The organism is Prochlorococcus sp. G4PB16 (assembly GCF_059772465.1).
On sequence record NZ_CM186289.1, the window covers coordinates 1122052 to 1136898 of the forward strand.

13 protein-coding genes and 1 tRNA gene are annotated in these 14847 nt (G+C 33.0%); 4 read left to right on the forward strand and 10 right to left on the reverse strand.

Annotation, left to right across the window (positions count from 1 at the left end; all coding sequences use genetic code 11):
* The first annotated feature begins 109 nt into the window (after positions 1-109).
* Both AC6EIZ_RS06605 and AC6EIZ_RS06610 read left to right on the forward strand, forming a co-directional pair.
* Positions 110-1906 carry a tetratricopeptide repeat protein gene (locus AC6EIZ_RS06605; protein ID WP_498509837.1) on the forward strand — a complete coding sequence of 599 codons (1797 nt, stop codon included), beginning with the start codon at positions 110-112 and terminating at the stop codon, positions 1904-1906.
* A gap of 413 nt (positions 1907-2319) precedes the next feature.
* The gene (locus AC6EIZ_RS06610; RefSeq protein ID WP_498509839.1) at positions 2320-4476 is read left to right on the forward strand and encodes an O-linked N-acetylglucosamine transferase family protein; all 2157 of its coding nucleotides are present in this window, start codon (positions 2320-2322) and stop codon (positions 4474-4476) included.
* A gap of 313 nt (positions 4477-4789) precedes the next feature.
* On the opposite strand, the gene AC6EIZ_RS06615 is transcribed toward AC6EIZ_RS06610, so the two are convergent.
* Both AC6EIZ_RS06615 and AC6EIZ_RS06620 read right to left on the reverse strand, forming a co-directional pair.
* Positions 4790-5386 (reverse strand): 2OG-Fe(II) oxygenase, encoded by a 597-nt coding sequence (locus AC6EIZ_RS06615; protein WP_498509841.1) that lies wholly within the window; start codon positions 5384-5386, stop codon positions 4790-4792.
* Positions 5387-6565, reverse strand: a complete 1179-nt coding sequence (locus tag AC6EIZ_RS06620; protein WP_498509843.1) for a tetratricopeptide repeat protein — start codon at positions 6563-6565, stop codon at positions 5387-5389. It lies immediately after the preceding gene.
* Between the two features lie 614 nt (positions 6566-7179).
* Between AC6EIZ_RS06620 and AC6EIZ_RS06625 the strand changes: the two genes are divergently transcribed.
* Positions 7180-8916 carry a protein arginine N-methyltransferase gene (locus tag AC6EIZ_RS06625; RefSeq protein ID WP_498509845.1) on the forward strand — a complete coding sequence of 579 codons (1737 nt, stop codon included), beginning with the start codon at positions 7180-7182 and terminating at the stop codon, positions 8914-8916.
* A 470-nt stretch (positions 8917-9386) separates the two neighbouring features.
* Here the strand turns inward: AC6EIZ_RS06625 and AC6EIZ_RS06630 are convergent, their stop codons facing one another.
* The 4 genes from AC6EIZ_RS06630 to alr form a co-directional block, all read right to left on the reverse strand.
* A complete protein-coding gene (locus AC6EIZ_RS06630) occupies positions 9387-9683 on the reverse strand; it encodes an FkbM family methyltransferase (RefSeq protein WP_498509847.1) in 297 nt (98 codons plus the stop codon).
* Between the two features lie 290 nt (positions 9684-9973).
* The gene (locus AC6EIZ_RS06635; RefSeq protein WP_498509849.1) at positions 9974-10183 is read right to left on the reverse strand and encodes a hypothetical protein; all 210 of its coding nucleotides are present in this window, start codon (positions 10181-10183) and stop codon (positions 9974-9976) included.
* Positions 10184-10551: 368 nt separating this feature from the next.
* Positions 10552-10640: transfer RNA gene (locus AC6EIZ_RS06640), tRNA-Ser, on the reverse strand.
* Between the two features lie 60 nt (positions 10641-10700).
* Complete coding sequence (alr, locus tag AC6EIZ_RS06645; RefSeq protein ID WP_498509851.1) at positions 10701-11909, reverse strand: alanine racemase; 1209 nt, start codon at positions 11907-11909, stop codon at positions 10701-10703.
* 73 nt (positions 11910-11982) lie between these two features.
* On the opposite strand from alr, the gene AC6EIZ_RS06650 reads away from it, so the two are divergent.
* On the forward strand, positions 11983-12489 hold the full coding sequence (locus AC6EIZ_RS06650; protein WP_498509852.1) for an HNH endonuclease: 507 nt from the start codon (positions 11983-11985) through the stop codon (positions 12487-12489).
* 6 nt (positions 12490-12495) lie between these two features.
* Here the strand turns inward: AC6EIZ_RS06650 and prfA are convergent, their stop codons facing one another.
* Genes prfA through rplM form a run of 4 tightly spaced genes read right to left on the reverse strand, consistent with a single transcriptional unit; the run spans position 12496 to position 14788 of the window.
* Positions 12496-13593, reverse strand: a complete 1098-nt coding sequence (prfA, locus tag AC6EIZ_RS06655; protein WP_498509854.1) for a peptide chain release factor 1 — start codon at positions 13591-13593, stop codon at positions 12496-12498.
* 39 nt (positions 13594-13632) lie between these two features.
* On the reverse strand, positions 13633-13893 hold the full coding sequence (gene rpmE / locus AC6EIZ_RS06660; protein ID WP_498509856.1) for a 50S ribosomal protein L31: 261 nt from the start codon (positions 13891-13893) through the stop codon (positions 13633-13635).
* 38 nt (positions 13894-13931) lie between these two features.
* Positions 13932-14339: a 30S ribosomal protein S9 gene (gene rpsI / locus AC6EIZ_RS06665; protein WP_498509858.1), complete on the reverse strand. Its 408-nt coding sequence runs from the start codon at positions 14337-14339 to the stop codon at positions 13932-13934.
* Positions 14336-14788, reverse strand: coding sequence for a 50S ribosomal protein L13 (gene rplM, locus AC6EIZ_RS06670; RefSeq protein WP_498509860.1), 453 nt, complete (start codon positions 14786-14788; stop codon positions 14336-14338). Before rplM ends, rpsI begins: the two co-directional genes overlap by 4 nt.
* Positions 14789-14847: the final 59 nt, after the last annotated feature.

A 14847-nucleotide genomic window follows, 5' to 3' on the forward strand; every position in this document is an offset into this window, starting at 1 on the left:
AACTGTAGCTCTTTCATAAACCAAGAATTACAACTAACTAATCTATAAAGGAAAGCTAATCTAAAGAAAAATTGCTAATCTACTTAAAAGCTGATATTTTTAGATTTTTTTGGAATCGAATAATACAGATCTAGGAAAAAAGAAAGTCGCTAAAGTTAAAACATTCTCCGTTCCATTTGCTTTAGAAGAAAAAAAAGAAAATATTTCTGTCTCCACTCATTCTTCTTCTACGCCTTCTAGAGAAAAACTAATTAATCAAGCAATTCAGTTTCATCTAAAAGGTGATGTTTCAAAAGCATCACAATATTATCAACAGTTAATTAATCAAGGATGCAATGACCACAGGATTTTTTCTAATTATGGAGTAATTTTAAAAGGGATTGGTAAATTAAAAGAAGCAGAAGTATCAATTCGCAAAGCAATTGAAATTAATCCTAGTTTCGCTGAGGCCCACTCAAATCTAGGAATCGTCTTGACAGATCTAGGGAAGAGAAAAGAAGCAGAATTAGCTACTCGCAAAGCTATTAAAATTAATCCTAATTATGCAGAAGCTCACTCAAATCTAGGAATGATATTGAAAGCACTTGGCAAACTAAAAGAAGCAGAAATTCATGCTCGTAAAGCCATTCAAATTAACCCTAAAATTGCCATGGCATATTCAAATCTTGGAATCATACTGAAAGAGATTGGTAAATTAAAAGAAGCAGAATTAGCTACTCGCAAAGCAATAGAAATTAATCCTAATTACGCACATTCTCATTTAAATCTTGGAATCATATTAAAAGATCTTGGCAAACTAAAAGAGGCTGAGTCAGCACAACGCAAAGCAATAGAAATCAATCCTAATTACGCAGAAGCACATTCAAATCTGGGAAATATATTGAGACATCTTGGCAAATTAAAAGAAGCAGAAATCTCCACTAGAAAAGCAATTGAAATAGAACCTAATTGCGCTAATTCTTATTTCAATCTTTCATACTTAGAACTTCTAAAAGGAGAATATAAATCTGGCCTAGAAAATTATGAGTTTAGATTAAAAAAGGAAAATCCTCCACTTATACATGGAAATCCAATTATCAAAAGAATCGATAGTCAAGATTTACAAAAAGGAGAAAAACTCTTAGTGATTAGTGAGCAAGGTTTAGGCGATACACTTCAATATATGCGCTACATACCATATCTCAGAAATCAAGGTTTTGATATTTCTTTTTGTGCTCAAGAAAAACTACATTCATTAATACAGGCATCAGATATTGATCCAAATCCATTGACTCCAGAACAAGCGAAAACTATTTCTACAGGTCAATGGATACCACTATTGTCCTTACCTAAATATCTAAAAATAAATCCAGAAAATCCAATAGTGACTAAACCATATATATATTCGATAACTGAATTCAAGGAAAAGTGGAACAATATTCTTGCTAAAGAAAAAAAGCCGATTATTGGTATTAATTGGCAAGGAAATCCAAAAATGGAAACAACTTATCAAGGACGATCAATCCCTTTAGAAATATTCTCAATCCTCCTTAACCAAAATGACATAGCAATACTTTCTCTACAAAAAGGCTTTGGATCGGAGCAATTAGAAAATTGCTCATTCAGAAATAAGTTTGTTAAATGCCAACCTCAAATTGATTCAACATGGGATTTCCTTGAAAATGCTGCCATTATTGAGGCATGTGATTTAATTATTACTTGTGATACCTCAATTGCACATTTAGCTGGAGGCATGGGCAAAAAAGTTTGGTTACTATTAATAGATATACCTTTTTGGACTTGGGGACTTCAAAAAGAGAGTACATTTTGGTATCCATCCATGAGATTATTCCGACAAAAAGAACGACATAATTGGTATCCAGTGATGGAAAGAGTATCAAATGAAATACAAAAAGAAATAGGTTAAAGATGTGATCTCATATTAAATCCTGCCAAATGAGAAAATTTATATAGAAATATTCTCCTTATAGAAATTTCTGCAGTTTGATGAAATTAAACTGCTGATAAGTAAGCCTTAACTTTTATTAATCAGGTGGGTTGACGTTAATTTCGATCTTCTTTAATTGCTAAAAATTATATTGATATAATAATTCCGATTAGAAAAAAACGAACCGGGTTGAAAATAGTTGCTGCGGGGAAAGTGGATAAATATCCTATCAAAATTTCCATAAGTAATAGAGATCTTCAGGAAGATCGAATAGCAAGTTTTAAACTGTAGCTCTTTCATAAACCAAGAATTACAACTAACTAATCTATAAAGGAAAGCTAATCTAAAGAAAAATTGCTAATCTACTTAAAAGCTGATATTTTTAGATTTTTTTGGAATCGAATAATACAGATCTAGGAAAAAAGAAAGTCGCTAAAGTTAAAACATTCTCCGTTCCATTTGCTTTAGAAGAAAAAAAAGAAAATATTTCTGTCTCCACTCATTCTTCTTCTACGCCTTCTAGAGAAAAACTAATTAATCAAGCAATTCAGTTTCATCTAAAAGGTGATGTTTCAAAAGCATCACAATATTATCAACAGTTAATTAATCAAGGATGCAATGACCACAGGATTTTTTCTAATTATGGAGTAATTTTAAAAGGGATTGGTAAATTAAAAGAAGCAGAAGTATCAATTCGCAAAGCAATTGAAATTAATCCTAATTATGCTGATGCGCATTCAAACTTAGGAACACTATTACAAGAGCTTGGAAAATTAAAAGAAGCTGAATTAGCTACTCGCAAAGCTATTGAAATTAATCCTAGCTTCACAAATTCTCATTACAATCTTGGAACCATATTGAGAGATCTAAAAGAATTAGAAAAAGCAAAAGAATCTACTCGCAAAGCAATTGAACTGAATCCTAATTTCACTGAAGCGCATTTAAATCTTGGAAGCATTTTCAGAGATCTCGGTAACTTAAAAGAAGCTGAATTAGCTACCCGCAAAGCAATTGAAATCAATCCTAATTTTGCAATGGCATATTCAAATCTGGGAGGCATATTGAAAAATATTGGCAACTTAAAAGAAGCTGAATTAGCTACTCGCAAAGCAATTGAACTTAATCCGAATTACGCACAGGCTCATTTAAACCTTGGAAGCATATTGAAAGGTAATGGCAAATTATATGATGCCATTATTCACTACAAGAAAGCGACAGAATTGAACAATAAACTATCAACTGCCAAGTCTAGCTTAATTGAAACTAAAGGCCTTATATGCGACTGGAGTGATCAAGAAACTCAATCTATTTGGCTGGAGAAACTTGGGATTGAAGGTTCAGCTGTACATCCACTAGGTTTATTTTATCTCGAAGATAATCCATTAAAACAATTAAAAATAGCGAAGAAATTATATAAAGAAAGATACTATAAAAAATCAAAACCTATAGCTAATTTTAAGAATAAAAAAATTCATGTTGGTTATTTCTCCGCTGACTTTAGAGCTCACCCAATGATGTATCTAATGGGTTCTATGTTTAAGTTACACGATAAATCTAAATTCCAAATATACTTATACTCATTTGTCAAGAAAGAAGATAAGTATACTAAACTAGCTAGAGAGTCAGGATGTATATTTAGAGATATAAAAGAATTAAGTGATATTGAAGCAGTTGAATTAGCGAGAAGTGACCAATTAGATATAGCTATTGATCGAATGGGATATGTTAAGGGAAGCCGAATGAATATATTTTCTTATAGAGTAGCTCCTAGACAAATTCATTACCTAGCTTACCCTGGAACTCTTGGTGCTGATAATATTGATTATCTTATCGCTGATAAGATAATAATCCCAAAAGGATATGAGAAATTTTATAATGAAAAAATAATACGAATGCCAAGCTGCTATCAATGTAATGATGATAAAAAAGAAATATGTAAAGAACCTATTTCACGTAAAGAATTCAATCTTCCTGATGAAGGATTTATATTTACTTCTTTTTGTGCTAACAACAAAATCACTCCAAAAGAATTTGATATTTGGATAAGATTACTAAAAAAAATTAAAGGCAGTATTCTCTGGCTATACCAATCTAATCAATATTCTGCAAATAACTTAACTTATGAAGCAGAAAAAAGAAATGTCGATCCAAAAAGAATAGTTTTCGCCACAAGATTGCCATTAAACAAACATTTAGCGAGGCATCGTCTTGGAGATTTAGCACTCGATACTTTTAACTATAATGGACACACAACAACCTCTGATGCTTTATGGGCAGGATTACCAGTCCTAACAAAAATGGGAGAAAGTTTTGCCGCAAGAGTCTCTGCTAGCATACTTAATTCTTTGGGAATTTCCGAACTAATTACCAATACTGAAGAAGAATATGAAGAGAAGGCTTTATTTCTAGCTAGAAATCCTGATGAGCTTAAAAGATTGAAATCTAAGTTAGCCAAATTAAGAAAAACATCACCACTTTATAATTCAGAATTATTTACACGAGATCTAGAGGATAAATTCAAGGAATTAGTAGAAAAAAATAGTCATTAAAAAACAAATTTTATTAGTAAAAGAAAGCCACTTGTTAAATTTTCTTTAAAATTGATTTCCATAATCTAAGGAATTGATTACATCTAATAATAGGTATATTAGATCTTACTAAAAATAGTTTTAAAGATGAACACTTTTCTCATCTTATAAAACTATTTTAAATAAATTTTTGAGTAATTTATATTTATATATTCAATAATAAAATTTAATCAACCAATAACATTTTGAAAACCATATATTACATCATCTGAAACTTGAAGTCCAAACGGATAAATCTTTTTAAAAGTATTAAATAATCACGATTATCAGTTAATTAGCAAAAATTCATCCAACCAGTAATGATATATTTTGAACCTTGTTTTAGAATATCACCTCTGTGTGCATGAGTCCATTCAGCAGGCCAAATTAAAGTTAATCCTTTTCTCGGTTGTATTTCAAGGTCATAATGACTAAAAAATGTTGAACCTCCTTCTTCAACATCATTCAAATAAGTCATAAAAGCAAAAATACGATGAAGACTTTCTAAAGAAAATCTTTCCGTATGTATTTTCTTAAAATGTTGACCAACTTTATATCTTTGTAAATTAAAAGAACCAACTTCCACTTTTTCAGATATTTCCTCTAAAAAAGTCCAATCCTCTACATAATTTTTATAGCATTCAAACAGTTGATCAAAATATGCTTTAAAGGCCTCATTGCCTGGAAGCATAATCTCTTTAGGCTTAATGCTCATATCAACGCTATCTTTTGTCTCCAGATTTAAACCACTTCCTACTAAACCACTTTTTTGCTTTCTAATATTAAGTTCAAAGTAGGAGATAAGATCGTCACAAATAGAGATTGGTTCTATAGTCCAAGAGCCAATAAAGTTTGGATTTTTATTCCCTGAAGCTATTGCTACTTTCTTCATTTAATAAATTGTGATAGAGGACTTTTTAGGATTAAAACCAATGGAACCATTTGCCTCTCTTAGTTTCAGAATACCATCTGAATGATTACCTTTCTTTAAAAGTACTTGTCCCATTCCCTCTAAAGCATTTTCAAGATTTTCATCAATATCAATTGCCACCTTAAAGCATAAAAGAGCTTGATCTAAGTTACCAAGATTATTCAATATATTTCCCAGATTTAGATGAGCATCTGCCAAATTAGGATTCACTGCTATTGCTTTGCGAGTAGCTAATTCTGCTTCTTTTAATTTGCCAAGGCCTTTCAATATGCTTCCAAGATTTAAATACGCTTCTGTGAAATTAGGATTCAGTTCAATTGCTTTTCGATAAGACATTTCTGCGTCTTTTAATTTGCCAAGATCTTTCAATATAATTCCAAGATTATAATGAGAATTTGTAAAAACAGGATTCAGTTCAATTGCTTTTCGATATGAGTTTTCTGCGTCTTTTAATTTGCCAAGATCTTTCAATATGCTTCCAAGATTGGCATGTACCATTGCGTCATTAGGATTCAGTTCAATTGCTTTTCGATATGAGTTTTCTGCGTCTTTTAATTTGCTAAGATCTTTCAATATGCTTCCAAGATTGGCATGTACCATTGCATCATTAGGATTCAGTTCAATTGCTTTTCGAGTAAATAATTCTGCTTCTTGTGATTTGCCAAGATCTCTCAATATGTTTCCAAGATTGGAATAAGCATTTGCAAAATTAGGCTTCAATTCAATTGCTTTACGAGTCGATAATTCTGCTTCTTGTGACTTACCAAGATCTTTTAATATGCTTCCAAGATTTAAATATGCATCTGCTAAATCAGGATTCAATTCTATTGCTTTTCGAGTAAATATTTCTGCTTCTTGTAATTTGCCAATCCCTTTCAAAATTACTCCATAATTAGAAAAAACCCTGTGATCATTACATCCTTGATTTATTATCTGTTGATAGTATTGTGATGCTTTTGAAATATTTCCTCTTAGATGATACTGAATTGCTTGATTGATTATTTCTTCATTAGAAGGTTTGGAAGGAGTATTAGAATTAATAGTAAGATTTCCTTGATTTTCTTCTAAGGCAAATGGAACCGAGAATGTTTGAACTTTAGTGACTTTCTTTTTTCCTTGATCTTTATCACTAGATCCCATTATCTTCTAAGAACTTCTATCTCAGTAATTCTACTACCCACTATATTTCTATTTTAAACTCTTAGTAATATTATTTTGACGTAATTCATAGAGCTAGATGAAAGATTGCTTGGTTGGTAAAAAAACTGGTGTCCCAATCAACTACTTGCTTAAAGTCATCCCACTTAGTTATGTCCTTTACCCCATAGTCAAAGGTTTGTTTAAACTCTTCTATCGGAGCTTTATGAATTTTGAGTAAGTCCCATATTTACCAGCAAAACCAATATGGATTCTAGAAAAAGTTTCTAACTAAAACCAATGAATCAGACACCAAATAACCATAAAAATAAAAGCAAAAGCAAAAGCAACAAATCTCAGACATAAATGACTAACGATTGAGAACGAATATTGGACTTTGTGACCCGTTGAGATACCAATGAATACTCTTTGTAAGCCTTTGTCATTTCTGGATTATTCACTGCATATGTCATATATGACACTGACATTGATAATTGCACCGTTGAGATTTATTCCTAACATGCTCACCTTCAAGAATAAGTCTCAAGCAAGCAAATAGTTCTTATAGATCTCGTAAATTATTGATTTTAACTATCTAAAATAGTCTAAACTATATATTGAAACGCGTTCAAGAGAAGAAAGAATCTGTGAGAGAACAAGAAGGAAAGAAAAAAATTACCGAAGCAAAAACATATCCAGTTCCATTTGCCTTAGAAGAAAATCAAGGAAATCTTACTATTAATTCTAATACTCCTTCCAAACCTTCTAATGAAGAAATAATCAATCAAGCATTTCATTTGCATTCACAAGGAAATATTTCAGCAGCAGCAAAATACTATCAACAGGTGATAAATCAAGGATGTAATGATCACAGGGTTTTTTCTAATTATGGTGCAATTTTGAAAGGGATTGGCAAATTACAAGAAGCAGAATTATCGACTCGTAAAGCAATTGAACTGAATACTAGCGACGCAATGGCACATGCCAATCTTGGAAGCATATTAAAAGATATTGGTAAGTCACAAGAAGCAGAATTATCGACTCGTAAAGCAATTGAACTAAATCCTAATAACGCAATGGCACATGCCAATCTTGGAAGCATATTGAGAGATCTTGGCAAATTAAAAGAAGCAGAATTATCGACTCGTAAAGCAATTGAACTAAATCCTAATGACGCAATGGCACATGCCAATCTTGGAAGCATATTGAAAGATCTTGGCAAATCAAAAGAAGCAGAATTGTCGACTCGCAAAGCAATTGAATTAAATCCTAATTTCGCAGATGCTCATTCCAATCTTGGAAACATATTGAGAGATCTTGGCAAATCACAAGAAGCAGAATTATCGACTCGTAAAGCAATTGAATTAAATCCTAATTTCGCAGACGCATATTCCAACCTTGGAAGCATATTGAGAGATCTTGGCAAATTAAAAGAAGCAGAAAACTCATATCGAAAAGCTATTGAAATTAATCCTAATTTCGCAATAGCACATTCGAATTTAGGGAGTATATTGAAAGATCTTGGCAAATTAAAAGAAGCAGAATTTTATCTACGCAAAGCAATTGAACTCAAACCTGATTTTGCAGGTGCTGCTTGGAACTTATATGGATTAGCAAACACTATTGAGGAAGCAGAAGAAAGGATTAATCAATGCTTGAAAATAGATGAAAATTATTTAGACGCAAAACTCAATCTAAGTGCTCTGAAATTACATCAAGGTGATCAATCATTATTTGATAATCTAATGAAATCAAGCAATAAAGATCATTCTATAACCCGCTCAATCAAATGGGTTTCTACTTTACCAAAGTTACCTGAATTGGTTTTTCATAGATGGGCATTATTTGACAGTATGGTTAACAAAAGTAAAAAAGATCGCCCTTTCTATGAGTTTGGTGTGTGGCGAGGTGAATCCTTTAAGTATCTCATTAATACTTTCAAAAAAGGTTTTGGATTTGATACTTTTGAAGGATTACCAGAAGATTGGCATGACGTGAGGCAAGGTAACTATTCAGCAGACGGACTCATTCCTAAAATTGATGGTGGAACATTTATAGCAGGTAAATTTGAAGAAACACTTCCAACTTTTTATTCCAAACCTAGACCGATGGCATCAATTATTAACTTTGATGCGGACCTTTATTCTTCTACTCTCTGTGCCTTGAATTATTCAAAACCTGTAATAGATAAGGATACTATTTTAATATTTGATGAGTTTATTGTAAATAAAAGTTGGGAGGAAGATGAATATAAAGCACTCAATGAATTTTGCTCTAATAATAATTTAACTTATGAAGTGTTAGCAGTTTCTTATTTTACAATGCAAGTCGCAGTAAAATTAATAGGAGTTTAACAAAAAGACAAGACACAAATGGACTTAAAGAAATAGGAAAGTTTAAATAAAAATATCAAAATACCCTCTTATAATGTAAAAATTGGTCTAAGGAAACAGGACGGATTCCAAAAGATTTCAAACGCAAAGAAAAACTAGAACTTCTTGGGCAGAAGACGCTTAAAGATGCAGTGGAACTAACAATTCCTTCTTTAACAGCAGCAGCAAAATCCTCTTCAGTTAATAAAGAAGTCGATTTAAACAAAATAAAATTTCTCTTCAAGGAGATAAATCAGGTATCCCAATAAATATCAAAGAGGTAGGAATTAATCCGTCTAGGCAACTTCTATTGGAAATGCGTATCAGACAAGTAAGGTGAATTGAGATACGCCCATACTCACTTATTTTTCATCTTGTTCTCATTTAGAGACGAAAGGATGAAAAGACGAATCCTTTACTTCCATCAAATCTATTTTAGTTTTGATTTCTTTCTAGAATCCGATCATATTACAGTGAGCAAGTTTTTTGAAAATATTATTGGTATTTTTAAAAGAATTATTTTCATTATAATAAGGCATGATATGCCAAAATAATTTATAATCAAGGGACCATAAGAGTTCAATCAAATCTTGCGATTTGTTTTTATAAAGTAAATCATTCTCTACATGTAAAATTGGGTTAGTTCTTTTTATTAAATCAACTCCCCCTTTAATAACATTAACTTCCGTCCCCTCAGCATCTGTTTTCAATAATTTCAATCTATTTAAATCTGCAAATTTATTATCCAAAGTATTAATATTTACCTCATAAAAACATTTGCATCTCTTAAATTCTCTTCGTAATATTTTTTGTTTTTAATAAAAGACATTGATGCAAAGTTTTGCTCTACATTAAAATCATAATTTATATTATATAATTTTTCATCTATTTCATCTGTTAAAGCACATTGAAAGCAAAAACAATTTGTTATTGAATTAATAGAAATATTTGCACAAAGATTTTGGAAAACCACATTCTGTGGTTCAAACGCATAAATCCTACCTTGATTAACAATTTTAGAAAGAGGAACAGTAAGACTTCAAATATTTGAACCAACTTCAATTATTAAATCATTAGGTATAAGAATTTGTTTTAATAGATCAATTTCTCCAAGCGACCATTCCCCATATTCTTTGATGCTTTTCCCAACAAATTCATCATTCTTGTTATTAACCATCCAACCATCTCTCATTTTAATTAGTTCGTTGAAACCTCCAAGAGAAATGAACTCTTTATTTTCTATATCCAAGAATCTTGTTAGGGAGTTTGCTAAGTAGTAGAAAATCTATATCTTCCAGATCTTCTTTGGGTATATATTTTCTAGTTTTCATAAAAATCAAAGTCCAAAAAAACATTAATTCAAATAGTTTCTCTGGTTCCAGGAAAATATACCAACAAGAGATTCTTTAAAACTGGTTGCAGCAAATAAATGGATCTCAAGGAATTACTAACTAATACTTAAGACAACTGATACCATCCAACACAAGATTGTTTCTCACCCAACAAAAAACTGAACTGTATGAAACAGTATGGAAACGCCTGAATTAATCAACTTCGTTTTATCTAGTCACCGAAAGCATTTGAGTCCTTATGAAGCATCCTGAACCAAATTAGAAACGGAGAGGGAGGGATTCGAACCCTCGACAGAAGTTACCTCCTGTAACTCCTTAGCAGGGAGCCGCTTTCAACCACTCAGCCACCTCTCCATTCCAATTACCTTATCAAGTCAACGCTCAAAAAAATTAGATTGTTCTCCTCTACAAATTTTAAGTGACAATTCTAGGAAGTCGATTTCTGAAACTACAAAGAACTTCCCAAGGAATTGATCCAGACAAATCAGACCAATGTTGAGGAGAAAGAAAAACTTCACCATCAGTTCCAAGAAGTGTTAAAACCTGACCTGTTTTAATATCTGGTTTATCAGTTATATCAAAAACCATTTGATCCATTGCAATTGAACCGACTTGAGGAACTAAAACCCCATCTATCGAGGCTGATATTTTCCCAGAAAGAGTCCTGCTTACACCATCTGCATAACCAATAGCAGCTACTGCAAGCTTACTCTTTCTTTGAGTTTTAAAAAAATGTCCATACCCCACTCCAACCCCTTTTTCCACGTCTCTAACCAAAGTGACTCTCGCCTTGATTTTCAACGCTGGGTTAAGGTTCAAAGCAGACTCAAAATCATTTATTGGAAAGTAACCGTACAAGCTAAGTCCTACCCGGACCATATCAAAATGAAGACGACTATCAGATAGTGTTCCCGCAGAATTTGCTAGGTGTCTACATAGAAACTCTTTTCTTTTGCCTAAATTCTTTAAAACCTCTTCAAATTTATTCAACTGAATTCGAGTAAAGCTTATTGAAGTATTGTTTTCTAGATCTTTATCAGCAATTGCCAAATGACTATATATACCTTTTAAAGATAAGTTTTCTAAACAATCAATCCTAGAAATCAATTCTTCCACTTCATTGCAGTCACAGCCAAGTCTTGTCATACCTGTGTCAACTTTTAAATGAATATCAAATTTTTTTTTATTATTTTCAGCAATATTATTGCAAATTAGTGCCTCACGAATTGAACTAATCGTAGGAATAAGGTTCCAGCAAAAGGAGGAATAAAGTTCTTCTGCATTTATAAGATTTCCAAGAATTAATATCTGACACTTCAAACCAGCATTTCTTAATTGGATCCCCTCTTCTAAAGTTGCCACTCCAAGGCTATCAGCTCCTCCAAACAAAGCAGCCTTTGCAACAGTCTCTGCCCCATGTCCATATCCATCAGCTTTTACAACTGCCATTAATAAGCAATCTTTGCCAATAAAATTTTTCAAGACTCTTGAATTATTTTCTATTGCTTTCGAATCAACCTCAACCCATGCACGACTTCGAGGATCAGGGCTCATTACATTTTCAGTTGTCCCATCAAAAGGGAAAATTTTTTGACTTCTTTTGATCTTTGACATATTCAACATGCAATCAATGTAATAAGGGAAACTGCAACAAGTTCGTAATACCACTAGCATGCCGCTTAAATAGCTTGCTTGCATGGGTCAAGTTCTTGTTTTGAATGCGTCCTATGAGCCATTGAACATCACTTCATGGCGACGCGCGACTGTTTTAATGCTTAAAGGTAAGGCTGAAAGTCTTGAAGAAGACTCTGAACACAATATTAGACAAGATTTTAAAGCTCCTACTGTAATAAGATTAAGACAATTTATTAGAGTTCCATATAGAGATATTCCTCTTTCTAGAAAAAATATATTTCAAAGAGATGATAACTGCTGTCAATATTGTGGCCAGAAAAATAAAAAACTTTCTATTGATCATGTCTTACCTCGAAGTAGAGGTGGAATGGACAATTGGGAGAATGTGATTACGGCTTGTCTTCAATGCAACGTAATGAAAGGTAATCGAACTCCCGAAGAGGCAAAGATGCCATTAAAAACAAAACCTTATAAACCATTAAATAATATGAGTTTTGAAACTACAAAACAAATTCATTCTGGTCGCCATAAGGAATGGAGTAAATATGTAATTGGATGGGCAGCTTAGTTTCTTTTACTCTTCAGTTTGATTACTTAGCTCTTCCATTTGTCTTTTTTGTTCTTCTGCAACACATGCTCCAATAACATCTTCCAATTGTCCTGCTAAAACTTGTTCAAGGGGAAAATTAATTCCCAATCTGTGATCCGTAGTTCGATTATCTTTGTAGTTATAAGTCCTTATTTTTTCACTTCTGTCTCCTGTCCCAACTTGAGACAATCGAGCAGATCTTTCTTTTGCATTGGCCTCAGCTATTTCTAATTCTAATAATTTAGCTCTTAAAATCTCCATAGCTCTTTCTCTATTTTGTAATTGAGAGCGTTCCTGCGTACAAAAAACTCTTATACCAGAGGGCTTATGAAATAAATCAATAGCAGTTTCTACTTTATTTACATTTTGCCCACCAGCCCCACCTGACCTTGCTGTACTAATTTCTAGATCTGTAGATTCTATTTTTACCTCAACTGGATCAGCTTCTGGCATAACAGCAACAGTTGCCGTAGAGGTATGAACACGCCCTTGAGATTCAGTGGAAGGAACTCTTTGGACTCTATGCACTCCTGCTTCAAATTTTAATTGACTATAAACAGACTCACCTTTAACTGAGATAATCATTTCTCGAAAACCACCCATATCAGCTTCTGTTGAACTAATAGGTTTTACATTCCAACCCAATTTTTGTCCATATCTCTCATACATTCTTGCTAAGTCACCAGCCCATAAACAAGCTTCATTTCCTCCTGCTCCAGCTCTTATTTCGAGCATCACACTTCGTTCATCTCTAGGATCTCTGGGTAAAAGAGCTAAAGTCAATTTTTGAATTAATTCATTTTTTGAAAGTTCAAGATTTTGGAGCTCTTCTCTAGCTAAAAGTTCCATTTCTTTATCATCTCTGCTATCTTTCACTAAACTTTTAGCTTCTAAGCATTCTCTTTCTATTCTTTTGAGTTTTATATAATCATTAACCAAAGGTTCCAATCGAGACCTCTCTCTAGCAATTTTCTCTAACTGTTTAGGATCTGATGCAACATCAGGATCTGCAAGTTGCAACTCTAAATTTTGAAAACTACTTTTAGCTGTTTCTAAACGTTTTATTAGGGTTGAAGAATCCATTCTCTGTATGCCCTACTTAAATCTTGTAATCAACGGCTATCAACTTTCTTTTTTTTCTTTTGAGGATTTGTCCTTTTCATCGTTTGAGTCTGATGCAGCCATACCGTATTTCCTCATGAATCTATCTACTCTTCCTTCCGTATCTAAAATCTTCTGGGTCCCTGTGAAGAAAGGATGATTTCCACTCCATACATCAACCTGTATTTCCGGCTGTGTTGAACCTGTTGTCATCACAACTTCACCGTTACAAATAACTTTTGCTTCTGGATACCAAGTTGGATGTATATCAGATTTAGGCATGAGATAAAAAAGGAAAGATAGAAATTGAAAGAGTAAACTTATCTCTTTGAGAATTGTGGAGCTTTACGAGCTTTTTTGAGACCATATTTGCGTCTCTCTTTTGCTCTAGGATCACGACTTAGATGTCCTTCTACTTTAAGAGGCTTACGGTTATCTAGAGATAAGTCACATAAAGCTCTGGCAGCACCCTGCTTAATGGCATCAGACTGACCAGTCAAACCGCCACCATATACATTAACTAAAACATCATAAGATTCACTCAAGCCTAAAGTTTTTAAGGGAGCTTTAACAGCTGAAATATATGCTGGATTGAAATTCAAATAATGGTCACCAGGCCGACCATTGATAACTATTTCACCTTTTCCAGGGGTTAACCTTACTCTCGCAACTGATGTCTTACGTCTACCGGTTCCCCAGTAAACTACTTTGTTTGTGGAACTGGTCATTTCGAAACAGATTCAGGATTTAGAGTGAGAATTTTTGGTTCTTGGGCTGAATGAGGGTGTTCAGAGCCTTTATAAACTTTGAGTTTAGTAAATAATTGCCTCCCTAGCCTTGTGTGAGGCAGCATTCCTTTTATTGCCTTTTCAACAATTCTTTCTGGAATTCTTGACTGAAGAGCCCTAAAGTTTTCAACTTTCAATCCTCCAGGACGTCCAGAGTGTCTGCGATAAAGTTTTTGATCAGATTTTCTGCCAGTTACTTTAATCTTTTCTGCATTTACGACAATAACAAAATCACCTGTATCTAAGTGTGGAGTAAAATTCGGTTTTGTCTTACCTCTAAGCACACTAGCAACTTCAGTTGCTAATCGACCTAGAGTCTGATTCTCTGCATCTACCAGAAACCACTGGCGATCTATGGAATCAGGAGATGGAACGGATGTCTTGTTCATTTTTCCTGAACGCCTTTAACACTGAATGAACATTATCGTTTTGATAATGCTTTTTAAGG